This is a genomic window from Cellulosimicrobium composti (assembly GCF_009711085.1).
Lineage (GTDB): Bacteria > Actinomycetota > Actinomycetes > Actinomycetales > Cellulomonadaceae > Cellulosimicrobium > Cellulosimicrobium composti.
Window position 1 is genome coordinate 1 of record NZ_WMKA01000017.1, and the last position, 23,582, is coordinate 23,582.

Consider the following 23,582-nt stretch of genomic DNA (forward strand, 5'->3'; position numbering starts at 1 on the left):
CGAGGACCCCGTGGACGACCGCGTGCGGGCCCTCGCCCTGTGGCGCGCCGCCGTCGCGCTCGCGGCGGGTCCCGGCCGTCGAGGCGCCGAGGAGGGGCCGGCCGACGACGGTCCGGGTCGTCCCGGGCGCGCGCCCCGCGAGGCGCTCGCCCCGGAGGTCCCGGCCGCGCCCGTGCTCGGACGGCTCGCCGCCGCGCTCGGGTCGGTCCCCGTGCGCGACGCCGTGCTCGTGTCCCTCGTGCCCGGCACCGGCGACCTCGCCGACCGCACGGTGCGCGGCGCCGACGTCGACACCGGGACGGGCCGCGCGATCGCGGCGATCGTCGACCCGGCCGCCGGGCGCGCACCCGACCCGTCCCTCACAGGCCCCGCCCGGGCGGTCCTGGAGGCCGTCGTGGCGCACGCGCCGCGGGGGAGCGCCGCACCCGCGCTCGCGCTGCTCGCGCTGCTCGCCTGGTGGCACGGCGACGGCGGTCGCGCCGTGCGCCGGGTCGAGGAGGCGCTCGCGGAGGACCCGGCGCACCGCCTCGCCCGGCTCCTCGCGAGCGCGCTCGACGCCGGGGTCCCGCCCGGCTGGGTGCGCGCCGACGTGTGAGCCGCGGCGCGCGGGTTCGGGTAGGTTCGACCGCAACACGACCTGCGGTCGCCCCCGCGGCCGGCCGCACCCACGAGCCGTACCCGGAGGACACATGAGCGTCGTCGTCGCGCACCTGAGCACGCCCGAGGGTCGCGAGGCCCTCGACAGCGCGGCCACCGAGGCCGTCCGCCGGGGCACCGAGCTCGTGGTCGTCGTGACGGAGTCGTCGTCGGCCACGCCGGAGCTCGTCGCCGCGCACGAGGACGACCTGCGCCGCGTCGAGGAACGGCTCGCGGGCACCGGTGCGACGCTGCGGCGCGAGCAGGGCACGTCCGACCTCGCCGACGACCTCGTCAGCGCGGCCGAGCGCGCGTCCGCGGAGCTCATCGTCATCGGGCTGCGTCGGCGCAGCCCCGTGGGCAAGCTCATCCTCGGCTCGAATGCGCAGCGGATCCTGCTCGACGCGCCGTGCCCGGTGCTGGCGGTCAAGCCGGAGCGCGCCGCGCGCTCCTGACGCCGCGGCACCCTCGTCGCGGGACGGGTGAGATCGCCGACGACGACGCGGCGCCCGGCGACGCGTGTCGGGGCCGCGGCGGAGCCGCCGGAGCGGGGAATCTTCGCGGGGTCCCGCCCGTTGTACAGGCCAGGACCCGAGCGTCGGACGTCGCGCACCGAGGCGGTTCACGGGCGGCCGCCCGGCGGCCAGGTCCCACATCACCCCGTGTCGCGGCGTCCGCTGCACGGATCGCCGGTACAATATAGGTATCCGCCAGAGCCCGACGACTCACCGTGAGAGTCCCTGAGAGCCCCGAACTTCACGGTTCACGTCCCCGCTCCGGCGGCCCTACCGCCCCCCTGATTGCCGAAAGGTCGGTTTGTGGCGCCCTCAACCCCGATTTCCGCACTCCCGCGAGAGTTCGAGCACCCCGCCCTGCAGGAGCTGCTGCGGCGCGGCAGCGCGAACGGTCGCGTCGACGCCGAGAGCTTCCGCACCGCGTGCGAGCAGGCCGCCGTCAACGACGCCAAGCGGCTGAAGGCGGTCTTCCGCGCGCTCGCGGGCGCCGGCGTCGAGGTCGACATCCCGACCACGACGAAGGTCGCCGCCGCCGCGTCGCCGCGCAGCACCACGACCGCGCGCACCAAGTCGGCCGCCAAGCCGGCCGCGGCGAAGTCGGCGTCCACGACCAAGCGCTCGACGGCCGCCGCCGAGACGGACGAGGCCGAGGCGACGCCGTCGAGCCCCGCGAAGCCCGCGCGCAAGACTGCGGCCAAGGCCAAGGCCCCGGCGAAGTCCAAGGCGACGCCCGCGCGCGCCAAGAAGAAGGGCGACGCTGAGGACGACGCCGAGGTCGAGATCGAGGACCTCGAGATCGAGGTCGTCGAGGACGAGACGGAGGAGGACGCGGCCGCCGAGTCGGGCGCGAAGAAGGCCTCCGCCGGCGCCGCGAGCGACGAGCCCGAGGAGACGGGCTTCGTCGTGTCCGACGCGGACGAGGACGACGCCCCGGTCCAGCAGGTCGTGACCGCGGGTGCGACCGCGGACCCGGTCAAGGACTACCTCAAGCAGATCGGCAAGGTCGCGCTGCTGAACGCGGAGCAGGAGGTCGAGCTCGCGAAGCGGATCGAGGCCGGCCTGTTCGCGGAGGAGAAGCTCGCGGCCGAGGGCGACGACCTGGACCGCAAGCTCAAGCGTGAGCTGCAGTGGATCGCGCACGACGGCAAGCGGGCGAAGAACCACCTGCTGGAGGCGAACCTGCGTCTGGTGGTGTCGCTGGCCAAGCGGTACACGGGTCGCGGCATGCTGTTCCTGGACCTGATCCAGGAGGGCAACCTGGGCCTGATCCGTGCGGTCGAGAAGTTCGACTACACCAAGGGCTACAAGTTCTCGACGTACGCGACGTGGTGGATCCGGCAGGCGATCACGCGTGCGATGGCGGACCAGGCGCGCACGATCCGCATCCCGGTGCACATGGTCGAGGTCATCAACAAGCTCGCTCGCGTGCAGCGGCAGATGCTGCAGGACCTGGGCCGCGAGCCCACGCCCGAGGAGCTCGCCAAGGAGCTCGACATGACCCCGGAGAAGGTCGTCGAGGTCCAGAAGTACGGCCGCGAGCCCATCTCGCTGCACACGCCGCTGGGCGAGGACGGCGACTCCGAGTTCGGTGACCTCATCGAGGACTCCGAGGCGATCGTCCCGGCCGACGCGGTGAGCTTCACGCTCCTGCAGGAGCAGCTCCACCAGGTGCTGGACACGCTGAGCGAGCGCGAGGCGGGCGTCGTGTCGATGCGGTTCGGCCTCTCGGACGGCCAGCCCAAGACGCTCGACGAGATCGGCAAGGTCTACGGCGTGACGCGCGAGCGCATCCGCCAGATCGAGTCCAAGACGATGTCGAAGCTGCGCCACCCCAGCCGCTCGCAGGTGCTGCGGGACTACCTGGACTGAGACGCCGACCGCGGCGAACGGCTCGTGTCCGTCGCCGCCGTCGGCGCCGGGTCGTCGTGAGCGCCAGCCGACGTGGTGGCGCCGCGGACGGTGGCCCGGGACGCACGAAGGGCCCCGAGGAGATCTCCTCGGGGCCCTTCGTCGTCTGAGGGTCGCGGTGCGCTCCGGGCGGTGGAGCCGGCCGTGCGCCGCGTGTCTCGCGTCGTGCGGCGGGTCAGCGCGCGCCGTGCTCCGCGAGCAGCTTGTCGGTCTCGTCCTGGATGGACGTCGCGAGGTCGGTGTAGGCGTCGGCGTGCGCCCGCGCGTGGTGGCCGCAGAACAGCAGCTCGCCGCTCGGCAGGACCACACGGACGTACGCCTGGGCCCCGCAGCGGTCGCAACGGTCGGCCGCGGTCAGCGGTTCGGTGGTGGTCGTCGTAGCAGTCACGTGAACATCAAACCATCAGACCCGGCGTATTCGTCCTCCGGGAGCCCCCGGTTCGCTACCCGCGAAGCGCTGCTCGTGCGGGATGCGAGCCACGCACGGCGGGGGAGCACGGTGCTGTCAGCGCGCTCGTCTAGGCTTGCCGCCGTGACGACCACCTCCGCTGAGTCCAGCTACACCGCTCGGCACCTGTCCGTGCTCGAGGGCCTCGAGGCCGTGCGCAAGCGCCCGGGCATGTACATCGGGACGACCGACTCGCGCGGTCTCATGCACTGCCTGTGGGAGATCATCGACAACTCGGTCGACGAGGCGCTCGCGGGGAACTGCTCGAAGATCCGCGTCGTGCTGCACGCCGACTCGTCGGTGTCCGTCGAGGACGACGGCCGTGGCATCCCCGTGGACATCGAGCCCAAGACCGGGCTGTCCGGCGTCGAGGTCGTCTTCACCAAGCTCCACGCGGGCGGCAAGTTCGGCGGCGGCTCGTACACCGCGTCCGGCGGCCTGCACGGCGTCGGCGCGTCCGTCGTCAACGCGCTGTCGTCGCGCCTCGACGTCGAGGTCGACCGCGGTGGCAAGACGCACCGCATGACGTTCCACCGGGGCGAGCCCGGCGTCTTCACCGACCCGGCGAGCGGCCCGACGCCCGACGCCCCGTTCGAGCCGTTCGTGTCCGGCTCGGAGCTCGCGGTCGTGGGGAAGACGAAGCGCGGCGTCACCGGCACGCGCGTGCGCTACTGGGCCGACCGCCAGATCTTCCTCAAGACGGCCGTCTTCTCCTACGACGAGCTCGTCACGCGCGTGCGCCAGACGACGTTCCTCGTCCCCGGGCTCGAGATCACGGTGCGCGACGAGCGCGGCGTGCCCGGGACGCCGGGGGAGTCGGGGCCGCACGAGGAGACGTTCGTCCACACGGGCGGGTCGGTCGACTTCGTCGAGTTCCTCGCGCCGGACACGCCCGTCACCGCGACGTGGCACCTCACCGGCTCGGGCTCGTTCACGGAGACCGTCCCGGTGCTCGACGACCGCGGGCACATGACGCCGCAGGCCGTGCAGCGCGACTGCGAGGTCGACGTGGCGCTGCGCTGGGGCACGGGCTACGAGACCGAGGTCCGCAGCTTCGTCAACATCATCGCGACGCCCAAGGGCGGGACCCACCTGAGCGGGTTCGAGCAGGGCCTGCTCAAGGTGCTGCGCAAGGCGGTCGAGACGAACGCGCGCCGCCTCAAGGTGTCGACCAAGGACTCGTCCGAGCGCATCGAGAAGGACGACGTGCTCGCGGGCCTGACCGCCGTCGTCACCGTCCGCCTCGCCGAGCCGCAGTTCGAGGGCCAGACGAAGGAGGTCCTCGGCACCGCTCCCGTGCGCGGCATCGTGGCGCGGGTCGTGGAGAAGGAGCTCAACGCGCTCCTCACGTCGACCAAGCGCGACGACAAGACGCAGGCCGCGCTCCTGCTCGACAAGGTCGTCGCGGAGATGCGCGCGCGCATCACCGCGCGCAAGCAGAAGGAGATCTCGCGGCGCAAGAACGCGCTCGAGACGTCGTCCCTGCCGGCCAAGCTCGTGGACTGCCGCAGCGACGACGTCGACCGCAGCGAGCTGTTCATCGTCGAGGGCGACAGCGCGCTCGGCACCGCGCGCCTCGCGCGCAGCTCGGACTTCCAGGCGCTCCTGCCCATCCGCGGCAAGATCCTCAACGTGCAGAAGGCGTCGGTGAGCGACATGCTCCGCAACGCCGAGTGCACCGCGATCATCCAGGTGCTCGGCGCCGGATCCGGCCGGTCGTTCGACCTCGACGCGGCGCGGTACGGCAAGGTCGTGCTCATGACGGACGCCGACGTCGACGGCGCCCACATCCGCACGCTCCTGCTCACGCTCTTCTACCGGTACATGAAGCCTCTCGTGGAGGCGGGCCGCGTGTTCGCCGCCGTCCCGCCGCTGCACCGGATCGAGGTCATCGGCTCGGGGCGCCGCAAGAACGAGTACATCTACACGTACTCCGAGGCGGAGCTCGCTGCGACGCTGAAGAAGCTCGACAAGGTCGGGCGCCGCTACAAGGACGACATCCAGCGGTACAAGGGCCTCGGCGAGATGGACGCCGACCAGCTCGCGGAGACCACGATGGACCCGCGGCACCGCACGCTGCGCCGCGTCACGGCCGAGCACGCCGAGGCCGCGGAGCGCGTGTTCGAGCTGCTCATGGGTAGCGACGTCGCGCCGCGCAAGGAGTTCATCGTCGCCGGGGCCGCCGAGCTGGACCTCGCGCGCATCGACGTCTGACGGCGGCCGGCCGGTGCGGTCCGCCCGTGAACGGCCGTCCACGCGGGTGCCGTCCGCCAGGCGGGCGGCCCGGCGCGCGGGCCCGGGCGTTCCGTACGCTGGCGCCGTGACCCTCCGAACGCCTCGCGTCGCCTCGGCGCGCCCGCTCACCGCTCTGACTGCCGTCCTGCTCACCGTGGGCCTGCTGGCCGGGTGCTCGTCGCCCGACGACTCCGCCGCTGAGCCCACGCCGTCGGCGACGGAGGCGACGGCGGGCGACGAGACGAGCGCCCCCGCCGACGGCACGACGGACGACGCGTCGGCCGACTCCGAGGACGCGCCGGGTCTGACGTACGAGGGCCGCGCGGGCGCGACGGCGCTCGAGCTGCTGCTCGAGGCCGACCCGACCGCCCAGGTCACCGGCGAGGGCGAGAACGCGTTCGTCACCGCGGTCGGCGGCGTCTCGGCGGACCCGGACTCGGAGTTCTGGGCGCTCTACGTCAACGGTGAGATGGCTACGGTGGGAGCAGGCTCCCTCGAGACGAAGGACGGGGACGAGCTGACGTGGAAGCTCGAGACGTTCACCTCGTGACGCGCGCGCCGCTCGGACCGACGACGCGCTGGTGGCGCGTCGCGCTCGTCGTCGCGCTCGCGCTGCTGGCCGTGGTGTGGCGTCTCGTGCGCGCCGACGTCGGCGCCCCGGCGAACCTCGAGCTCGTCACGGCCGCGACCTTCGCGACGACGGCCCTGCTGCGCTCGCGCTGGGCGTTCGTCGTGCCGCTCGCGGTGACGGTCGCGTCCGACGTCGTGCTCGGCAACACGACGATCGCGCTGTTCACGTGGAGCGCGTGGCTCGTCGTCGGTCTGGGCTCGCTGCTCGCGCGCAGGACGACGGGTTGGCGCCGCGTCGGGGCGGGTGCGGCGTTCGGCGTCGTCGGGTCGCTGTGGTTCTTCGCGTGGACCAACCTCGGGGTCTGGCTCCAGGGCCGCGGCGTCTGGTACCCGGCGGGCGTCGACGGGCTGCTCGCGAGCTATGCCGCGGGTCTGCCGTTCCTGCGCACGATGCTGCTCGGCAACCTCGTGCTGGTGCCGCTCGTCGCCGCGGGCACGCTCCTCGTCGACCGGATCCAGACGGCGCACGGCACTGTCGCAGCACGCCCCGCCTGACGCGCGGTAGCGTGGTGTGCCGCGCCCGAACGGGGCGCGAGGGCGACGGGCACGAGGAGGACGCATGACGCGGCACCGGATCTTCGGGATGAGCTTCGCGAGCGTCTACCCGCTGTACGTGACGAAGGTCGAGCGCAAGGGCCGGACCACGGACGAGCTGGATCAGGTGATCCGGTGGCTCACGGGCTACGACGACGCCGGGCTCCGGCGCGTGATCGCGGACGGGACGACTCTCGAGGAGTTCTTCGACCGCGCGCCCGCACTCAACCCGAACGCGTCGCTCATCACCGGGGTGATCTGCGGCTACCGGGTCGAGGACATCGAGGACCCGCTCATGCAGAAGATCCGCTACCTCGACAAGCTCGTCGACGAGCTCGCCCGCGGGAAGAAGATGTCGTCGATCCTGCGCGGGGAGCCGGTACCCGCCCCGTGACCGCCCTCGGTCATCCGAGCGGCTCGGCGAGGCCGACGATGACTCCGCCCGGTCCGCGCAGGTAGCACAGCCGGTACGCGACCTCGAACCGCACGACCTCCCGCAGCACGGCGCCGCCCAGGCGAGCGAGACGCGCCACGGTGTCGTCGATGTCGTCGACCGCGAACATGACCCGGTGCAGGCCGAGCACGTTCGGCGGGGCGGTGCTCAGCCCCAGGTCCACCGCCTCCGGTGACTCGTACCGCGTGAGCTCGAGACGGCCGTCTCCGCCCGGGACGCGCATCATGGCGATCTCGGAGCGCAGCCCGTCGAGCCCGACGACGAGCTCCGCCCACCGCCCCTCGATCGTCGTCCGGGCCTCGAGCTCCATGCCGAGCTCGGAGAAGAAGGCGATCGCCGCGTCGAGGTCGTCGACCACGATCGCCACGTTGTCGAGCCGTCGGATCGTCATGGGGGCCTCCTGCGTCGGGGTCGTGGTCGTCCGGGTGCCCGTCACGCGTCCTGGTCGACGCCGCGCCCCGGCTCGCTCATGTCGCCCGTCCTCGGCGTGCCCTCGGCGAGGCCGTAGCGCAGCAGCACGGTGCCCGACGGGCTCGGGGCGGGCGGTTCCAGGAGCGTGAGGTTCGTGGGGACCGCTCCGCTCTCGAACACCGTCTTGCCGGAGCCGAGCACGACGGGGTGCACCCACAGGTCCAGGCGGTCGAACAGCTTCTCGTGCAGCAGCGTCTGCACGAGGTCGAGGCTGCCGACGACCTTGACGTGCTCGTGCCGGTCGCGGACCTCCCGCACCGCGGTCGGCAGGTCCGGCCCGAGCACCGTCGAGCCGGCCCACGACAGCTCGGGCGTCCCCCGCGACGCGACGTACTTGGGGACGCGGTTGAACAGGGAGGCGAACTCGTCGTCCTGCCCGCCCTCCTGGAACGGCCAGTACGACGCGAAGATGTCGTACGTGCGCCGCCCGAGGAGCAACGCGTCCGTGCCCTCGTACGCCGTGGCGATCTGCGCGCCGGCGACCTCGTCGAGCAGCGGCGCCTGCCACCCGCCGAACGCGAACCCGCCCTCCGGGTCCTCCTCCGGCCCGCCGGGCGCCTGCCCGACGAGGTCGAGGGTCGTGAACAGCTCGATCTCGATGCGTCCCATGTCCCGCTCCCGTGGAGTCGTGGTCGTCGTCATACGTAGGACGGCCGTTGCTCCTCGAACTCATCGGGTCGGCACGCCACGCCGAGGGTGCACGTGGATCGGCGTCCTCGCCCTCCTCGTCGGGGACCCGGCGGAGCCCGTCGCCCGGCTGGCACTCGAGGACCCGGCGGATGGTGAGCGCTGAGAAGCGCACGGCCTTGGCACGCCGGCCCGGGTCACGGTGCGTCGTCCGCAGAGCGTGCGGATCCCGACCTGTGGAAAACCGCGCGCGGGTCCTCGTGACGTCTAGCGTCCCGGGCAGGAACACCCGCCGGCCAGGAGGAACACCATGATCGACCAGCACGAGCGAACGACCGCGACGCCTCTCAGAGGGCGTCGACCCTGTGTGCCCCTCGTCATCCGGGGGAGGACTGCGGTCGGTCGCGTGCTCTCGGGGATTGTGGCCGTCGTCCTCCTGGTCGTCCCGGGGTGTGCGCCCCTCGTCGAGACCGACGACGGCAGGACCCCTGCGGCGGCAGGCTCGTCCCGAAGCGCGGGCGAGTCGGCGGGCTCCGGACCGACCTCGGGAGCGGTGCACACGATCGTGTCGGGGCAGCTGGTGCGGACGCCGTGCTGGTCCTACGAGGGCCCGGCGACCTTCGTGAACAACGTCTCCCCGGACCAGGAGGAACGCTGTCACGGCGCCCTCGAGCTCTGGGGCGAGGTCGTCGACGGGACGGTGATGCCGACGGGTGCCGGGGCGGTCTACGGCCGGGTGAAGGTCGAGCCGGTGCGGGTCTCGACGTCCGACGCGTGGGGGGTCGGGACCGACCTCCAGGGGGCGGTCGACGTCCTCGCGGACTCGTACTTCGTGGAGAACGGCAGCATCCTCAGCCTGTACGAGGCGACGACCCTCGACGGTGTCCCGGCGAACATCACCCGGGTCGACGGGACCTCCGAGAAGACGCGGACGAAGGCCTTCATCACCGCCTTCGCGCCCGAGCGGTTCGCGACGGGCACCGATGAGGTCCAGCTCTTCGTGATCGCGATCGTCAGCCCGTACGACAACGGCGACGAGCTCATCGACCAGGTCACGCGCACGTGGACGTGGTCCTGACCGCGCTGCGACCTTGGTGCCGTACGCCGTCACCCGGGAGCGGACAGTCAGACGCTGAAGTACTTCGCCTCGGGGTGGTGGAACACGAACGCGTCGGTCGACTGCTCCGGATGGAGCTGGAGCTCCGCGGAGAGCTCGACGCCCACGCGCTCGGGGCGCAGGAGCTCGACGACCTTGGTGCGGTCCTCCATGTCCGGGCAGGCGGGGTAGCCGAGCGAGAAGCGGGCGCCGCGGTACTCGAGCTTGAACATGCCCTCGACCTCGGTCGGGTCCTCGTCGGCGAACCCGAGCTCGGCGCGCACGCGCGAGTGCCACATCTCGGCGAGCGCCTCGGTGAGCTGCACGGACAGGCCGTGGAGCTCCATGTACTCGCGGTAGTGGTTCCCGGCGAACAGCGTCGCGGTGTGCTGATCGACCGAGGCGCCCATCGTGACGAGCTGGACGGGCAGCACGTCGTACCGGCCCGTCTCCTCGACCCAGGACCGCGGCTTGACGAAGTCGGCGAGGCACAGGTGCCGGTCGCGGCGCTGACGCGGGAACGTGAAGCGCAGCCGCTCGGTCCCGGGCTCGCCGCCCGACCCGCCGTCGGGCGCGCCGATGCCGGCCAGCCCGGGGCCGTGGTGCGCGACGACGACGTCGTCGCCCTCGGACCACACGGGGAAGTACCCGTAGACGACCGACGGGTCCACGACGCCCTGGGTGCGGATGCGCTCGTACCAGGCGTTGAGCCGCGGGCGGCCCTCGGTCTCGACGAGCTCCTCGTACGACGCCCCGTCGTCGCCACGGCCCGGCTTGAGGCCCCACTGGCCCATGAACGTCGCGCGCTCGTCGAGGAACGCCGCGTACTCGGCGAGCTGGACGCCCTTGACGAGGCGCGTGCCCCAGAACGGGGGAGCGGGTACAGGGTTGTCGGCCGCGACGTCGGACCGTGCGGGCAGGTCCTCGACGGGTGTCTCGGTCACGGTGACCACGGCGTGCCGGCGCTTCTTCAGCGCGGGCAGCCCGACGGCGTCGGGCGACTCGCCGCGCGCGACGCGCACGAGCGGCTCCATGAGGCGCAGGCCCTCGAACGCGTCGCGTGCGTACCGGACGACGCCGGGGAACTGGCCCGCGAGGTCGTCCTCGACGTACGTGCGCGTCAGGGCCGCGCCGCCGAGCAGCACGGGCCACCGGTCGGCGAGCCCGCGCGACGCGAGCTCCTCGAGGTTCTCCTTCATCACCACGGTGGACTTCACGAGCAGCCCGGACATGCCGATGACGTCGGCGTCGTGCTCCTCGGCGGCCTCGATCATCGCGGAGATCGGCTGCTTGATGCCGATGTTGACGACCGTGTAGCCGTTGTTCGTCAAGATGATGTCGACGAGGTTCTTGCCGATGTCGTGCACGTCGCCGCGCACGGTCGCGAGGACGATCGTGCCCTTGGACCCGGACTCGCCCTCGACCCTCTCCATGTGCGGCTCGAGGTAGGCGACCGCGGTCTTCATGACCTCGGCGGACTGCAGCACGAACGGGAGCTGCATCTCGCCGCGCCCGAACAGCTCGCCCACGACCTTCATGCCCTCGAGCAGGTGCTCGTTGACGATGTCGAGCGCCGTGAGGCCGGACGCCATCGCCGTGTCGAGGTCGTCCTCCAGCCCCTTGCGCGCGCCGTCGACGATCCGTCGTTCGAGCCGCTCGCCCACGGGGAGCGCGGCGAGCTCCGCCGCGCGCTGGTCCTTGAGCGCCGCGGAGTCCACGCCCTCGAAGAGCTCGAGCAGCCGGGCGAGCGGGTCGTGCACGAGGTTCCCCGCGTCGTCGTACCGGCGCCGGTCCCACACGAGGTCGAGCGCGGCCTCGCGCTGCTCGGCGGGGATCTGCGCGAGGGGGAGGATCTTCGCCGCGTGGACGATCGCGGAGTCCAGGCCGGCCTGCACCGCCTCGTGGAGGAACACCGAGTTGAGGACGGTGCGCGCCGCGGGGTTGAGCCCGAACGACACGTTCGACACCCCGAGCGTCGTGTGGATGCCGGGGTAGCGGCGCGTGATCTCGCGGATCGCCTCGATCGTCTCGATGGCGTCACGCCGCGTCTCCTCCTGGCCCGTGGCGATGGGGAACGTCAGCGCGTCCACGATGATGTCGTCGACCCGCATGCCCCAGTCGCGCGTGAGCGTCTCGACGAGCCGGGTGGCGATCGCGACCTTCGTCTCGGCGGTGCGCGCCTGGCCCTCCTCGTCGATCGTCAGCGCGACGACGGCCGCGCCGTGCTCGACGACGTGCGGCATGATCCGGGCGAACCGCGACGTCGGCCCGTCGCCGTCCTCGAAGTTCACGGAGTTCACGACGGCGCGACCGCCGACGAGCTCGAGACCGGCCGCGATGACCTCGGGCTCGGTGGAGTCGATGACGAGCGGCAGCGTGGACGCGCTCGCGAGCCGTGAGACGACCTGCCTCACGTCCGCGACGCCGTCGCGCCCCACGTAGTCGACGCACACGTCGAGCAGGTGCGCGCCGTCGCGCGTCTGGGCGCGCGCGATCTCCACGCACTCGTCCCAGTTCTCGGCGAGCATCGCCTCGCGGAACGCCTTCGACCCGTTCGCGTTCGTCCGCTCGCCGATCGCGAGGAACGACGCGTCCTGGTGCAGGTCGGTGTGCGAGTACAGGCTCGCGACGCCGTTCTCGCGCTCCGGCCGGCGCTCGACGACCGGGCGCGCGCGCACCGCCTCGACGACGCGCCGCAGGTGCTCGGGCGTCGTGCCGCAGCAGCCGCCCACGAGCCCGAGCCCGAACTCCGTGACGAACTGGGTGTGCGCGGCCGCGAGCTCCTCGGGCGTCAGCGGGTACGTCGCCCCGTCCGGGCCGAGCACGGGCAGCCCCGCGTTGGGCATGCAGGTCACCGGGATCTCCGCGTGCCGCGACAGGTGCCGCAGGTGCTCGCTCATCTCCGCGGGCCCGGTCGCGCAGTTGAGCCCGATCGCGTCGACGTCGAGCGCCTGGAGCGTCGTCAGCGCGGCGCCGATCTCGGAGCCCATGAGCATGGTCCCCGTGGTCTCGACCGTCACCTGGACGATCACCGGCACCTCGCGCCCGACGTCGCGCATCGCGTTCCGCGACCCGGTCACCGCGGCCTTCGCCTGGAGCAGGTCCTGGCTCGTCTCGACGAGGATCGCGTCGGCCCCGCCCTCCAGGAGGCCCGCGGCCTGCTCGGCGAACGTGTCGCGCAGGTGCGCGTACGTGGTGTGGCCGAGGCTCGGCAGCTTCGTGCCCGGTCCCATCGACCCGAGCACCCAGCGCGGGTGGTCCGCCGTCGCGAACGCGTCGGCGCGCTCGCGCGCGATGCGCGCCCCGGCCGCGGCGAGCTCGCGGATGCGGTCGTCGATGCCGTAGTCCGACAGGTTGGACCAGTTGGCGCCGAACGTGTTCGTCTCGATCGCGTCCACCCCGACCTCGAGGTACGCGTCGTGCACCGCGGCGATGACGTCCGGGCGAGACACGTTGAGGATCTCGTTGCAGCCCTCGAGCCCCTGGTAGTCCTCCAGGGTCGGGTCCTGCGCCTGGATCATCGTGCCCATCGCGCCGTCCGCGACGACGACGCGGGTGCGCAGCGCGTCGGCGAGGGCCCGGGAGCGGGCGTCGGCGAGGTCCTGGGGAACGACGGTCGGCATGCTCGCAGCGTAGATCGCGCGCACCCGGTCGTGGGGCGCCGTCTCAGGAGCCGCGCGCCGACCCCGGACCCCCACTGCGCCCGGGCCACCCCCGTCGCGCGAGGGAAATCCGCGTGCCCGACGCCGCGGGCCGCCCTACCGTGGTCCGCATGTCCTCCGCCTCGACGACCGACCAGGTCGTGCACCCGCCCGCCCCGCCGCTCGCCCCGATCGCCGAGCGCGCCGCCGCGCCGTCGGCCCTCCCGGCGGTCACCGCGGGCGACCTCACGTGGCGCCCCGCCACGCCCGCCGACGCGCCCGCGCTCCTCGCGCTGCGCAACGACATCGCCGAGGCGGACCAGGAGCCGTACCGCGAGACGCTCGACGAGATCGAGGAGCTGTTCACGGCGCCGTGGCGCGACGTCGCGGCCGACACGCTCGTCGGGGCCGACGCCGACGGCGCGCTGCGCGCCTACGCGATGGTCGACACGAATCCCGGCGACGCGCGCACCGTGCGGGTCTTCCTCGCAGGTGGGGTGCACCCGACGCACCGCGCGCGCGGCATCGGCCGCGAGGTGCTCGCGTGGCAGGTGGCCCGCGCGCGCCAGGTGCTCGCCGCGAGCGGCAAGGAGCTGCCCGCGCGCCTCGCGCTGTACGGCGAGGACACCGACCCGCCCGCCAAGGTGCGCCTCTACGCCCGGTGCGGGTTCGCGCCGCGCCGCTTCTACGCCGACCTGCGGCGCGACCTCGCCGCACCCGTCCCCGAGGTCCCGCTCGACGGGTCGCTGCGGCTCGTGCCGTGGTCGCCCGAGCTCGACGAGGCGACGCGCCTCGCGCACAACGACGCGTTCCGTGACCACTGGGGGAGCGAGCCGCGCACCGCGGAGGCCTGGGCGCACGGCCGCAGCCACCACGCGCCGCAGTGGTCGTTCCTCGTCGTCGACGACGCGCCCGACGTCGACGCGCTCCTCGCCGGGGCCGAGACCGAGGACCTCGTCGACGAGGAGACCGCCGCCGCCCTGCGCGCGGGCGAGCCGCTCGTCGTCGGCTACCAGATGGCGAGCCGCTACGACGAGGACTTCCCCGTGCGCGGGTACTCGTTCGGGTACACCGACATCCTCGGGGTGCGCCGCGCGTACCGCGGCCGCCGCGTCGCCGTCGCGGCGCTCGCGGCCGGGATGCGCGCGTTCGCCGCGGACGGGATGCAGTACGCGTCGCTCGACGTGGACACCGAGAACCCGTCCGGCGCGCACGGCCTCTACGCGAGCCTCGGCTACGAGAAGGTGTCCGGCTCGCGCATGTACTCGATCGAGATCTGAGGGCAGTGCCGACGCAGGAAGACGTCAGCGCGCACGGCCCGGCCCTCGTCCCGCAGCCGCGGAGCGGAGCACGACGACGAGGAGGCGTTCGTGCTCGACGCGGCGAGAGTCCTCGCGGGTCGCGGGCGGCACGGCGTCGGCGCGGGTGGTGGCGGCGGACTGAGCCCCGGAGGCGGGGCGCGGTCAGAGGGTCGACGCGGACAGCGCGTCGCAGTCCCGGATCGTGCCCCCGTCGTAGCCGATCGTGAACCAGCGCTGGCGCTGCTCGCTCGACCCGTGCGTCCAGCCCTCGGGGTTGACCTGGCCGGTCGCGGCCTCCTGGATGCGGTCGTCGCCGACGGCGGACGCGGCGGACAGCGCGTCGTTCAGCTCCTGGTCGGTGATCGGCGCGAGGAACGTCACGCCGGTGTCCGGGTCGACGGTGCTCGCGGCGTGGCCGGCCCACATGCCGGCCAGGCAGTCGGCCATGAGCTCGATGCGGACGGAGTCGGACTCGGGGCCGGAGCCCTGGCGGTCGGCCGCGTCCATCGCGCCGACGAGCTGCTCGATGTGGTGACCGAACTCGTGCGCCACGACGTACATCTCCGCGAGGCCGCCGTCGTTGGCGCCGAACCGGTTCGTCAGGTCGTCGTAGAAGCCGAGGTCGATGTAGACGGTCTGGTCGGGCGGGCAGTAGAACGGCCCGACGGCGCTGGTCGCGGCGCCGCAGCCCGTCGAGACCTGGTCGGTGAAGCTCACGACCTCGGGCTGCGCGTACTCGACCCCTGCCTGCTGGGGGAGCGCCTCGGCCCAGTAGGCGTCGAGCGACTGGACCGTGCCGTTGAGGCGGCACTCGCGCGTCGTGTTCGCCTCCTCGGCGGTGCACGTGTCGATGTACTCCTGCTGACCCTCGCCGTACGCGCCGGAGTCGGACCCGTCGCCGCCCGTGAGCGCGCTGAGGTCCACGCCCGTCTGGTTGCCGAGGAACGCGACGAGCAACGCGACGAGCACGGCCCCGATCCCGCCGCCCGCGATCATCGTGCCGCGCCGACCGCCGCCCTTGCGGACCCGCCCGCCCTCGAACGAGCCACCCTCCTGGAAAGTCACAGGTCAACGCTACCGCCGGGCGGTGCACCAGGCGTCCTGGCCGGGGTGTTCGACCGCCGCGCGAGCGCGATCCCGGTCTCGAGCAGCCGCCTCGCACGTGCCCCGGCGGAATGGGGTGGGACGCGACGCCGGGCCCCCGTAGAATCGACGAGGCCCGGACGCCGGGGCGCACGCACCCCGGCCCCACGACGAGCCGCCGGCCGACCGGTCCGGCGAGGGCCGTCGTCGGGCACCCGCACCACCCGAGAGGACCCTCCCGTGATCACCGCTCACGGCGTCGAGCTGCGCGTCGGCGCCCGCGTCCTGCTGCACGAGGCGACCTTCCAGATCGCCTCGGGCGACCGGATCGGTCTCGTCGGGCGCAACGGCGCCGGCAAGACGACCCTGACCAAGACGCTCGCGGGGGAGACCCAGCCCACGGCGGGGAGGATCACGCGCGGCAACGAGATCGGCTACCTGCCGCAGGACCCGCGCACGGGGGACCTCGACGTCATCGCGATGGACCGCGTGCTGTCCGCCCGCAGCCTCGACAAGATCGTGCGGCAGATGCGCGAGACCGAGGGCGCCATGGCGAGCGCCGACCCGGAGACGCACGAGGCCGCGATGGAGCGCTACCCCAGGCTCGAGGCGCGGTTCCTCGCCGCGGGCGGGTACGCGGCCGAGAGCGAGGCCCACCGCATCACGAGCAACCTCGGCCTCGACGACCGCGTGCTCGGCCAGCCCCTCAGCACGCTGTCCGGCGGGCAGCGCCGCCGCATCGAGCTCGCGCGCATCCTCTTCTCCGGCGTGGAGACGCTGCTCCTGGACGAGCCGACGAACCACCTCGACGCCGACTCGATCATCTGGCTGCGCGACTACCTCAAGTCCTACAGCGGCGGGTTCGTCGTGATCTCGCACGACGTCGAGCTGCTGCGCGCGACCGTGAACAAGGTGTTCCACCTCGACGCGAACCGCGGCGAGCTCGACCAGTACAACCTCGGCTGGGACGCGTACCTGGCGCAGCGCGAGTCGGACGAGCGCCGCCGTCGCCGCGAGCGGCAGAACGCGGAGAAGAAGGCGAGCGCGCTGCTCGCCCAGGGCGAGAAGATGCGCGCCAAGGCGACCAAGGCCGTCGCCGCGCAGAACATGATGCGCCGCGCCGAGAAGATGCTCGCCGGGATCGAGGGCGAGCGGCAGACCGACAAGGTCGCCAAGCTCCGGTTCCCCAAGCCCGCGCCGTGCGGGCGCACGCCGCTCACGGCGAGCGGGCTGTCCAAGGCGTACGGGTCGCAGGAGGTGTTCGCGGGCGTCGACCTCGCGATCGACCGCGGCAGCCGGGTCGTCGTGCTCGGCCTCAACGGCGCCGGCAAGACGACGCTCCTGCGGATCCTCGGCGGCGTCGAGAAGCCGGACACGGGCGAGGTCCACGCGGGGCACGGCCTGAAGATCGGCTACTACGCCCAGGAGCACGACACGCTCGACATGGACGCGACGGTCGTCGAGAACCTGCGCCACGCCGCGCCCGACCTCACGGACACCCAGGTGCGCTCCGTGCTCGGGTCGTTCCTGTTCTCCGGCGACGACGCGGACAAGCCGACGCACGTGCTGTCCGGCGGGGAGAAGACGCGCCTCGCGCTCGCGACGCTCGTCGTGTCGTCCGCGAACGTGCTGCTGCTCGACGAGCCGACGAACAACCTCGACCCCGCGTCGCGCGCCGAGATCCTCGGGGCGCTCAAGACGTACGAGGGCGCGGTCGTCATGGTCACGCACGACGACGGCGCGGTCGAGGCGCTCGAGCCGGAGCGCGTCCTGCTCCTGCCCGACGGCGACGAGGACCTCTGGAGCGACGACTACGCGGAGCTCGTGTCGCTCGCCTGACCGGCGAGGGCGCCCCTACCGCGGCGTCGGGCGCCCGCGCCTCTCCTCGAGCTGGGCGTCGATGAGGGCGTCCTCCTCGTCCTCGGCGCTCGGACGGCGCGCGCGCGGCTCCCGGCGGGCGCGCACCGCGCCCGGGTCCTGCGCCGCGAGCAGGTCGCCCGCGGTGAGCACGGCACCCTCGCCGCGCGCGTCGCGGCGCTCGCGGCGGACGAGGACCCAGAACCCCGCGACCGCGCCGATCGCGAACACGCACCACTGCAGCGCGTAGGACAGGTGCGACCCGGGGTCGGTGTCGGGCTTCGGCAGCGCCTCGAGGCGCTCCGCGGCCGCGGGCTCCTCGCTGCGGAGCTGCCCGTAGGCCCCCACCGTCCGGCCGTCGGCCCACGCGGCGCCGTCGGGACCGGCGGCGAGCACCTGCTCGGTCGAGATCGCCTGCACCTGGCCGGCGGGCGCGTCCCTGCCCGACGCCGGCTCGTCGGCCCGGAGCGTGACGGTCGCCTCGACGTCACCGTCGGGCGGGGCGGGCACGTCGCCGGGCGTGACGGCGTCCGTGCCGAGCGGCACGAAGCCGCGGTCGACCACGACGACGAGGCCGTCGGGCGCGCCGGGCGTCGGGTCGGTCACGAACGGCACGAGGACGTGGAAGCCGGGGCTCCCGCCCACGGGCCGGTTGCGCAGGAGGACGGTCGCCTCGGGTGCGTAACGGCCCTCCAGGGTCACGGGGCGCCACACGTCGTCCTCGTCGAGCACGGCGCCGGGGGCGGCGAGCACGTCGCCGACCGGGACCGGCTCGGTCGTGTAGTTGGCCTCGATCCGGTCGATCTGCGCCTCGCGCGCGACGTACCGGTTCCACTGCCACCACCCCGCGAGCAGGCACAGGGCCACGAGCACGACGACCCCGACGGCGAGCGTCGCCCACTGCCGGGGGGTGCGGGGCTGGTGGGCGTCCGCGGTGGCGCGCTCCGGCGTCGGCTCCGGGCGCGCGGGGACCGGCCCGGCCGACGGCGCGTCCGGGTGCGGGGACCGCTGCGTCACGGGGCCGCCCGGCGCTCGAGCTCGTCGACGGGCACGGTCGAGCGCCAGAACGAGCGGGCGCCCAGGAACGTCTCGAGGTGCTCGCGGTGCGCGTCGCACGCGAGCCACACCTTGCGGCGCTCCGGCGTGTGGATCCTGGGGTTGTTCCACAGCAGGCCCCACACGGCCGGCTCGCGGCAGCCCTTGGCGCTGCACACGAGCTCCTCCTCGCCGACGGGGTCGGCGACGCCCAGGACGTCGGTCACCGGTGGTCCTCCTCGTGGTCGTGCGGGGCGTCCGGTCGGCCACCCGCGATCCCGTGCGACCCGGGCACGCCCGCCGACGGCAGCGCGCGGTGCTCCATCGGCGACGTGTCGTAGGTGGCCTGGTCGCGGCCCGCGTTGGCGATGAGCACCGCGCTGTACGGCAGGACGATCGCCCCGACGGCCAGCACCCAGGTCAGCCAGCTGCCCTGGGCCAGGATCGCGCCGAAGATGCACACGATGCGGATGCCCATCTGGATGAGGTACTTGCGCTCCCGGCGCGACTGGTCCGCGGCGAGAGGCTCCGGGGCCGACGTGATGCTCGGGACCGCCTCGGCCGAGCGTCGGGCCGCGCGTCGTGTGCTCACCCGGCCAGTCTACGTTTGTCGGGACCCCACAAAGCGAGGGGGAGCGGTGTGACTTGCGCGCACCGCGCACGGCGGGCGCCGCGCACGGTACGGTCGGTGCGGCGCGTGTGCGCGGACCGGTCACGAGCCCGCCTCAGGCCCACCCGGCACAGCCGTGCGGGACCAGTCCCCGGCCGCCGACCCGACCCGACCGTCCCGAGGAGCCGCACCGTGTCCGAAGCCACCGCACCCGCCCCGCGCACCGTCGTCGTCACCGGCGCGAACCGCGGGATCGGCCGCGCCATCGCCGAGCGCTTCGTGGCGAACGGCGACCGCGTCGCGACCGTCTACCGCGGCGGCGACCTGCCCGAGGGCGTCTTCGGTGCCGTGGCGGACATCACCGACACCGCCGCCGTCGACGCCGCGTTCACCGAGATCGAGAACGAGCTCGGCCCGGTCGAGGTGCTCGTCGCGAACGCGGGCGTGACGCACGACCAGCTCCTGCTGCGCATGACCGACGAGGACTTCGAGTCCGTGATCGACGTCAACCTCACCGGCACGTTCCGCTGCGTGCGCCGCGTGAGCAAGGGCATGATCCGCCTGCGCCGCGGACGCATCGTGCTCGTGTCGTCCGTCATCGGTCTCTACGGCGGCGCGGGCCAGGTCAACTACGCGTCCTCCAAGGCGGCTCTCGTCGGCATGGCGCGCTCGATCACGCGCGAGCTCGGGTCGCGCAACATCACGGCGAACGTCGTCGCCCCGGGGTTCATCGACACCGCGATGACGGCCGAGCTGCCCGAGGAGCGGCAGAAGACGTACAAGGCCGCGATCCCCGCCGGACGGTTCGCGCACGCGGACGAGGTCGCGGGCGTCGTGCAGTTCCTCGCGTCCGACGACGCCGCGTACGTCTCCGGGGCCGTGATCCCCGTGGACGGCGGGCTCGGCATGGGGCACTGACCCCCGGTCGTCCCCGACCCGGTCGCGGTCGCCGGTCACCCGAGCGCCCGCGGCCCCTCTACTTCAGTACGCTCGCCTCAGCGCGCCCGCACGACGGGTGCACGACGGAAGGAAACCGATGGGTCTGCTCGACGGCAAGAAGCTCCTGGTCACGGGAGTGCTCACCGACTCCTCGATCGCGTTCCACGCGGCGCGGCTCGCGCAGGAGGAGGGTGCCGAGGTCGTGCTCTCGTCGTTCGGCCGCCAGATGAAGCTCACGCAGGCGTTCTCGAAGCGCCTGCCGGTCGAGGCGCCCGTGGTGCAGCTCGACGTGACGAACGACGAGGACCTCGCCGGCCTGGCCGACGCGGTGCGCGAGCACACCGACCGCCTCGACGGCGTCGTGCACTCCATCGGCTTCGCGCCGCAGAGCGTCATGGGCGGGAACTTCCTCTCCGCGACGTGGGAGGACGTGGCGACCGCGCTCCAGGTCTCGACCTTCTCCTACAAGTCCCTCGCCGTGGCCGCGAAGCCGCTCATGACCGGGGGCGGCGCGCTCGTCGGCCTGACGTTCGACGCGCAGTTCGCGTGGCCCGTCTACGACTGGATGGGCGTCGCGAAGGCGGGCCTGGAGTCCGCGAACCGCTACCTCGCGCGCGACCTCGGCCCCGACGGCATCCGCGCCAACCTCGTCTCGGCGGGCCCGATCCGCACCACCGCGGCCAAGTCGATCCCCGGCTTCGAGCAGATGGAGGACGGCTGGCCGAAGCGCGCGCCCCTCGGCTGGGACCAGACGACGGCCGAGCCGGCCGCGCGCGCGGTCGTCGCGCTGCTGTCCGACTGGTTCCCCGCGACGACGGGTGAGATCGTGCACGTCGACGGTGGCGTGCACGCCATGGGGCAGTGACCCAGGAGGAGAGCATGAGCGCGGAGACGAGCGACGGCGGCACGACGCGCCGGCTGGTCCTCCTGCGCCACGCGAAGGCGGAGCCCGGCGGCGGGAGCGTCGACGACGTGCTGCGTCCGCTCGCCCTCAACGGGCGACGCCAGGCGGTGCGCGTCGGCGGCGCGCTGCGCGAGACGGGGCTCGTCCCCGAGCGCGTGCTGTGCTCGTCGGCGCTGCGCACGCGCCAGACGTGGGAGCTGTTGTCGGCGCACCTCGGTGACGTCGAGCCCGACGTCACCGTGAGCGACGCCCTGTACGCCGCGGACGTGTCCGACGTGCTCGACCTCGTGCGCACGACGGACTCGCGCGTGCGCACGCTCCTCGTGGTCGGGCACGAGCCGACGATGGCGGCCACCGCGTCGTACCTCGCGGACCCGGCGTCCGACGGCGGCGCGCTCGCCCAGGTGCGCGTCGGCGTCCCGACGGCGACGTACTCCGTGCTCGAGTGCCCGGCGGCCTGGGACGCGTGGGCGCCGCAGGGCGCGCTGCTGACCTACGTGGGTCGCCCGTCCTGACCCGACGGCCGCCCGACGACGAGAGCCCTGGTGCCGGACGGCACCAGGGCTCTCTCGCGCGGGGGCGTCAGCGGGCGGCGTCGACCCGGTCGACCACGTCGAGCACCTCGTCGATGCGGGGTCCGTCGACGCTGTAGGGCGCCTGCGCGCGCACGACCGGCTTGGCCGCGAACGCGACCCCGATCCCGGCGGCGCCGATCATGTCGAGGTCGTTCGCGCCGTCGCCCACGGCGATCGTCGCGCTCATCGGCAGGCCGAGCTCTGCCGCGAACTCGCGCAGCGCGGCCTCCTTCGCGGCCCGGTCGACGACGGGGCCCGTCGTGCGGCCCGTGAGGCGGCCGCCGGAGACCTCGAGCCGGTTCGCGCGGAACCGCGTGATCCCCAGCTCCGCCGCGAGGCCGGCCACGATCTCGGCGAACCCGCCGGAGACGAGCGCGACCTCCCAGCCGCGGTCGTGCGCCTGCGCGACGAGCTCGCGCACGCCCGGCGTGAACGTCGCCCGGGCGCGGACGTCCGCGAACGCCTCGACCGGGACGCCCGCGAGGGTCGCGACGCGCTCGCGCAGCGACTCGGCGAAGTCGATCTCGCCGCGCATCGCCCGCTCGGTGACCTCGGTGACCTGGGCGCGCGTGCCCGCGTGGTCGGCGAGGAGCTCGATGACCTCCTGCTCGATGAGGGTCGAGTCGACGTCCATGACGAGGAGCCGGACCGGGCGGTCGGGGCTGCTCGTGGGGGCGGGGGTCACCGGGGTGCTCCTCGGGGTGGCGGTGGTCTCGGGCAGGGCAGGGCTCGCCGCGGCGTCGCGCACGACGCCGGTCGCGGAAGGGCTCACGCGACGACCGTGCCCTTGGGGACGACGGTGATGCCGGACTCGGTCACGGTGAACCCGCGCGCGCGGTCCTGCTCCGGGTCGAGCCCGATGCGCGCCTGCTCGCCCACGACGACGTTCTTGTCGATGATCGCGCGGTGGACCTGCGCGTGGCGGTGCACCTGGACGCCGTCCATGAGCACCGAGTCCGAGACCGACGACCACGAGTGCAGGTACGTCCCGGGCGAGAGCACGGAGCCGACGGCCGTCGCGCCGGAGATGATGACGCCGGGGGAGACGATCGAGTCCGCGGCGTGCCCGAGGCGCCCGCGCCCCGCATGCACGAACTTCGCGGGCGGCAGCCCGGTGTAGCCCGTGTGCAGCGGCCACTCCTCGTTGTAGAGGTTGAACACCGGCGTGACGGCGATGAGGTCCTTGTTCGCGTCGTAGTACGAGTCGATCGTGCCGACGTCGCGCCAGTAGTCGCGGTCGCGGTCGGTCGAGCCGGGGACGTCGTTGTGGATGAAGTCGTAGACCGCCGCGGTGCCCTTCTCCACGAACGCGGGCACGATGTCGCCGCCCATGTCGTGGCGCGAGTCCGCGTTCGCGGCGTCCGACGTCACGGCCTCCACCAGGGCGTCGGTGTCGATGACGTAGTTGCCCATCGACGCGAGCACCTCGTCGGGCGAGTCCGCGAGGCCCACGGGGTCCTTCGGCTTCTCGCGGAACGCCGCGATCTTCGTCGGTTCCTTGGGGTCCGTCTCGATGACGCCGAACTGGTCCGCCATCGAGATCGGCTGGCGGATGCCCGCGACGGTGAGCTGCGCGCCCGACTCGACGTGCGCGTCGACCATCTGGGAGAAGTCCATGCGGTAGACGTGGTCCGCGCCCACGACGACCACGATGTCCGGGCGCTCGTCGTCGATGATGTTGAGGCACTGGTAGATCGCGTCCGCGCTGCCGAGGTACCAGTGCTTGCCGACGCGCTGCTGCGCGGGCACGGGCGCCACGTAGTTGCCCAGGAGCGACGACATGCGCCACGTCTTCGTGATGTGCCGGTCGAGGCTGTGCGACTTGTACTGCGTGAGCACGATGATGTGCAGGTAGTGCGAGTTCACGAGGTTGGAGAGCGCGAAGTCCACCAGTCGGTAGATGCCCCCGAACGGCACCGCGGGCTTGGCTCGCGAGGCGGTGAGCGGCATGAGGCGCTTGCCCTCGCCCCCGGCGAGGACGATGGCGAGGACTCGGGGTGCGGCGGCCATGCCCAGACCGTAGCCCCTCGCGGCGGGACCACGCAGCAGGGACCCGCATCCTGGTCCCGGCGCGTCGTTCGGC

23 protein-coding genes are annotated in these 23,582 nt (G+C 73.2%); 13 read left to right on the forward strand and 10 right to left on the reverse strand.

Annotation, left to right across the window (positions count from 1 at the left end; genetic code table 11):
- The 3 genes from GJV82_RS09150 to GJV82_RS09160 form a co-directional block, all read left to right on the forward strand.
- The coding region (locus tag GJV82_RS09150) for a DUF4192 family protein (protein WP_155099011.1) at positions 1–595 on the forward strand (595 nt) is incomplete at its 5' end.
- Positions 596–689: 94 nt separating this feature from the next.
- Complete coding sequence (locus GJV82_RS09155; RefSeq protein WP_155099012.1) at positions 690–1,091, forward strand: universal stress protein; 402 nt, start codon at positions 690–692, stop codon at positions 1,089–1,091.
- Positions 1,092–1,454: 363 nt separating this feature from the next.
- Positions 1,455–3,020 carry an RNA polymerase sigma factor gene (locus GJV82_RS09160; RefSeq protein WP_318657465.1) on the forward strand — a complete coding sequence of 522 codons (1,566 nt, stop codon included), beginning with the start codon at positions 1,455–1,457 and terminating at the stop codon, positions 3,018–3,020.
- A 214-nt stretch (positions 3,021–3,234) separates the two neighbouring features.
- On the opposite strand, the gene GJV82_RS09165 is transcribed toward GJV82_RS09160, so the two are convergent.
- Positions 3,235–3,447 (reverse strand): DUF7455 domain-containing protein, encoded by a 213-nt coding sequence (locus GJV82_RS09165; protein ID WP_021479923.1) that lies wholly within the window; start codon positions 3,445–3,447, stop codon positions 3,235–3,237.
- 144 nt (positions 3,448–3,591) lie between these two features.
- Between GJV82_RS09165 and GJV82_RS09170 the strand changes: the two genes are divergently transcribed.
- The 4 genes from GJV82_RS09170 to GJV82_RS09185 all read left to right on the forward strand — a co-directional run bounded on the left by GJV82_RS09170 (position 3,592) and on the right by GJV82_RS09185 (position 7,300).
- Positions 3,592–5,721, forward strand: coding sequence for a DNA gyrase/topoisomerase IV subunit B (locus GJV82_RS09170; protein ID WP_318657466.1), 2,130 nt, complete (start codon positions 3,592–3,594; stop codon positions 5,719–5,721).
- A 106-nt stretch (positions 5,722–5,827) separates the two neighbouring features.
- On the forward strand, positions 5,828–6,292 hold the full coding sequence (locus GJV82_RS20730; protein WP_155099014.1) for a DUF4430 domain-containing protein: 465 nt from the start codon (positions 5,828–5,830) through the stop codon (positions 6,290–6,292).
- Positions 6,265–6,867: a DUF6580 family putative transport protein gene (locus GJV82_RS09180; RefSeq protein ID WP_196217211.1), complete on the forward strand. Its 603-nt coding sequence runs from the start codon at positions 6,265–6,267 to the stop codon at positions 6,865–6,867. Before GJV82_RS20730 ends, GJV82_RS09180 begins: the two co-directional genes overlap by 28 nt.
- A gap of 64 nt (positions 6,868–6,931) precedes the next feature.
- The gene (locus tag GJV82_RS09185) at positions 6,932–7,300 is read left to right on the forward strand and encodes a DUF2200 domain-containing protein (RefSeq protein WP_024840054.1); all 369 of its coding nucleotides are present in this window, start codon (positions 6,932–6,934) and stop codon (positions 7,298–7,300) included.
- Positions 7,301–7,310: 10 nt separating this feature from the next.
- Here the strand turns inward: GJV82_RS09185 and GJV82_RS09190 are convergent, their stop codons facing one another.
- Complete coding sequence (locus GJV82_RS09190; RefSeq protein WP_155099015.1) at positions 7,311–7,751, reverse strand: VOC family protein; 441 nt, start codon at positions 7,749–7,751, stop codon at positions 7,311–7,313.
- A 41-nt stretch (positions 7,752–7,792) separates the two neighbouring features.
- Positions 7,793–8,440, reverse strand: a complete 648-nt coding sequence (locus GJV82_RS09195) for a dihydrofolate reductase family protein (protein ID WP_155099016.1) — start codon at positions 8,438–8,440, stop codon at positions 7,793–7,795.
- Positions 8,441–9,011: 571 nt separating this feature from the next.
- Here GJV82_RS09195 and GJV82_RS09200 point away from each other — a divergent pair.
- Positions 9,012–9,536 (forward strand): hypothetical protein, encoded by a 525-nt coding sequence (locus GJV82_RS09200; protein WP_155099017.1) that lies wholly within the window; start codon positions 9,012–9,014, stop codon positions 9,534–9,536.
- A gap of 47 nt (positions 9,537–9,583) precedes the next feature.
- Here GJV82_RS09200 and metH read toward each other — a convergent pair whose 3' ends face one another.
- On the reverse strand, positions 9,584–13,177 hold the full coding sequence (gene metH / locus GJV82_RS09205) for a methionine synthase (protein WP_155099018.1): 3,594 nt from the start codon (positions 13,175–13,177) through the stop codon (positions 9,584–9,586).
- Between the two features lie 149 nt (positions 13,178–13,326).
- Between metH and GJV82_RS09210 the strand changes: the two genes are divergently transcribed.
- A complete protein-coding gene (locus GJV82_RS09210; RefSeq protein WP_155099019.1) occupies positions 13,327–14,475 on the forward strand; it encodes a GNAT family N-acetyltransferase in 1,149 nt (382 codons plus the stop codon).
- 183 nt (positions 14,476–14,658) lie between these two features.
- Here the strand turns inward: GJV82_RS09210 and ypfJ are convergent, their stop codons facing one another.
- Positions 14,659–15,561, reverse strand: coding sequence for a KPN_02809 family neutral zinc metallopeptidase (gene ypfJ / locus GJV82_RS09215; RefSeq protein WP_318657467.1), 903 nt, complete (start codon positions 15,559–15,561; stop codon positions 14,659–14,661).
- 258 nt (positions 15,562–15,819) lie between these two features.
- On the opposite strand from ypfJ, the gene GJV82_RS09220 reads away from it, so the two are divergent.
- Positions 15,820–17,418, forward strand: coding sequence for an ABC-F family ATP-binding cassette domain-containing protein (locus tag GJV82_RS09220; protein ID WP_318657468.1), 1,599 nt, complete (start codon positions 15,820–15,822; stop codon positions 17,416–17,418).
- 15 nt (positions 17,419–17,433) lie between these two features.
- Here GJV82_RS09220 and GJV82_RS09225 read toward each other — a convergent pair whose 3' ends face one another.
- From GJV82_RS09225 to GJV82_RS09235, 3 genes are read right to left on the reverse strand one after another with little or no spacing between them, the layout of a single operon-like run.
- The gene (locus GJV82_RS09225; protein WP_081772259.1) at positions 17,434–18,453 is read right to left on the reverse strand and encodes an SURF1 family cytochrome oxidase biogenesis protein; all 1,020 of its coding nucleotides are present in this window, start codon (positions 18,451–18,453) and stop codon (positions 17,434–17,436) included.
- Positions 18,450–18,698 carry a hypothetical protein gene (locus GJV82_RS09230; protein ID WP_034603903.1) on the reverse strand — a complete coding sequence of 83 codons (249 nt, stop codon included), beginning with the start codon at positions 18,696–18,698 and terminating at the stop codon, positions 18,450–18,452. Before GJV82_RS09230 ends, GJV82_RS09225 begins: the two co-directional genes overlap by 4 nt.
- Positions 18,695–19,063, reverse strand: a complete 369-nt coding sequence (locus tag GJV82_RS09235) for a DUF3099 domain-containing protein (protein WP_115942694.1) — start codon at positions 19,061–19,063, stop codon at positions 18,695–18,697. The genes GJV82_RS09230 and GJV82_RS09235 overlap by 4 nt, the downstream gene beginning before the upstream one ends.
- A gap of 210 nt (positions 19,064–19,273) precedes the next feature.
- On the opposite strand from GJV82_RS09235, the gene fabG reads away from it, so the two are divergent.
- The 3 genes from fabG (at position 19,274) to GJV82_RS09250 (ending at position 21,439) form a co-directional block, all read left to right on the forward strand.
- Positions 19,274–19,999 carry a 3-oxoacyl-ACP reductase FabG gene (gene fabG / locus GJV82_RS09240; RefSeq protein ID WP_024840071.1) on the forward strand — a complete coding sequence of 242 codons (726 nt, stop codon included), beginning with the start codon at positions 19,274–19,276 and terminating at the stop codon, positions 19,997–19,999.
- Between the two features lie 118 nt (positions 20,000–20,117).
- Positions 20,118–20,885 carry an enoyl-ACP reductase FabI gene (gene fabI / locus GJV82_RS09245; protein WP_024840072.1) on the forward strand — a complete coding sequence of 256 codons (768 nt, stop codon included), beginning with the start codon at positions 20,118–20,120 and terminating at the stop codon, positions 20,883–20,885.
- A 14-nt stretch (positions 20,886–20,899) separates the two neighbouring features.
- A complete protein-coding gene (locus tag GJV82_RS09250) occupies positions 20,900–21,439 on the forward strand; it encodes a SixA phosphatase family protein (RefSeq protein WP_024840073.1) in 540 nt (179 codons plus the stop codon).
- Positions 21,440–21,506: 67 nt separating this feature from the next.
- Here the strand turns inward: GJV82_RS09250 and serB are convergent, their stop codons facing one another.
- The gene (serB, locus tag GJV82_RS09255) at positions 21,507–22,184 is read right to left on the reverse strand and encodes a phosphoserine phosphatase SerB (RefSeq protein WP_312028465.1); all 678 of its coding nucleotides are present in this window, start codon (positions 22,182–22,184) and stop codon (positions 21,507–21,509) included.
- An 83-nt stretch (positions 22,185–22,267) separates the two neighbouring features.
- Positions 22,268–23,509, reverse strand: coding sequence for a glucose-1-phosphate adenylyltransferase (gene glgC / locus GJV82_RS09260; RefSeq protein ID WP_155099020.1), 1,242 nt, complete (start codon positions 23,507–23,509; stop codon positions 22,268–22,270).
- Between the last annotated feature and the right edge of the window lie 73 nt (positions 23,510–23,582).

What these genes read in the sequence shown, in the direction of transcription:
- GJV82_RS09250 (WP_024840073.1), top strand. Translation starts at nt 20,900, where the DNA reads ATGAGCGCGGAGACGAGCGACGGCGGCACGACGCGCCGGCTGGTCCTC.
- glgC (WP_155099020.1), bottom strand. Translation starts at nt 23,509, where the DNA reads ATGGCCGCCGCACCCCGAGTCCTCGCCATCGTCCTCGCCGGGGGCGAG.
- GJV82_RS09190 (WP_155099015.1), bottom strand. Translation starts at nt 7,751, where the DNA reads ATGACGATCCGACGGCTCGACAACGTGGCGATCGTGGTCGACGACCTC.
- GJV82_RS09210 (WP_155099019.1), top strand. Translation starts at nt 13,327, where the DNA reads ATGTCCTCCGCCTCGACGACCGACCAGGTCGTGCACCCGCCCGCCCCG.
- fabI (WP_024840072.1), top strand. Translation starts at nt 20,118, where the DNA reads ATGGGTCTGCTCGACGGCAAGAAGCTCCTGGTCACGGGAGTGCTCACC.
- GJV82_RS09195 (WP_155099016.1), bottom strand. Translation starts at nt 8,440, where the DNA reads ATGGGACGCATCGAGATCGAGCTGTTCACGACCCTCGACCTCGTCGGG.
- GJV82_RS09185 (WP_024840054.1), top strand. Translation starts at nt 6,932, where the DNA reads ATGACGCGGCACCGGATCTTCGGGATGAGCTTCGCGAGCGTCTACCCG.
- GJV82_RS09155 (WP_155099012.1), top strand. Translation starts at nt 690, where the DNA reads ATGAGCGTCGTCGTCGCGCACCTGAGCACGCCCGAGGGTCGCGAGGCC.
- metH (WP_155099018.1), bottom strand. Translation starts at nt 13,177, where the DNA reads ATGCCGACCGTCGTTCCCCAGGACCTCGCCGACGCCCGCTCCCGGGCC.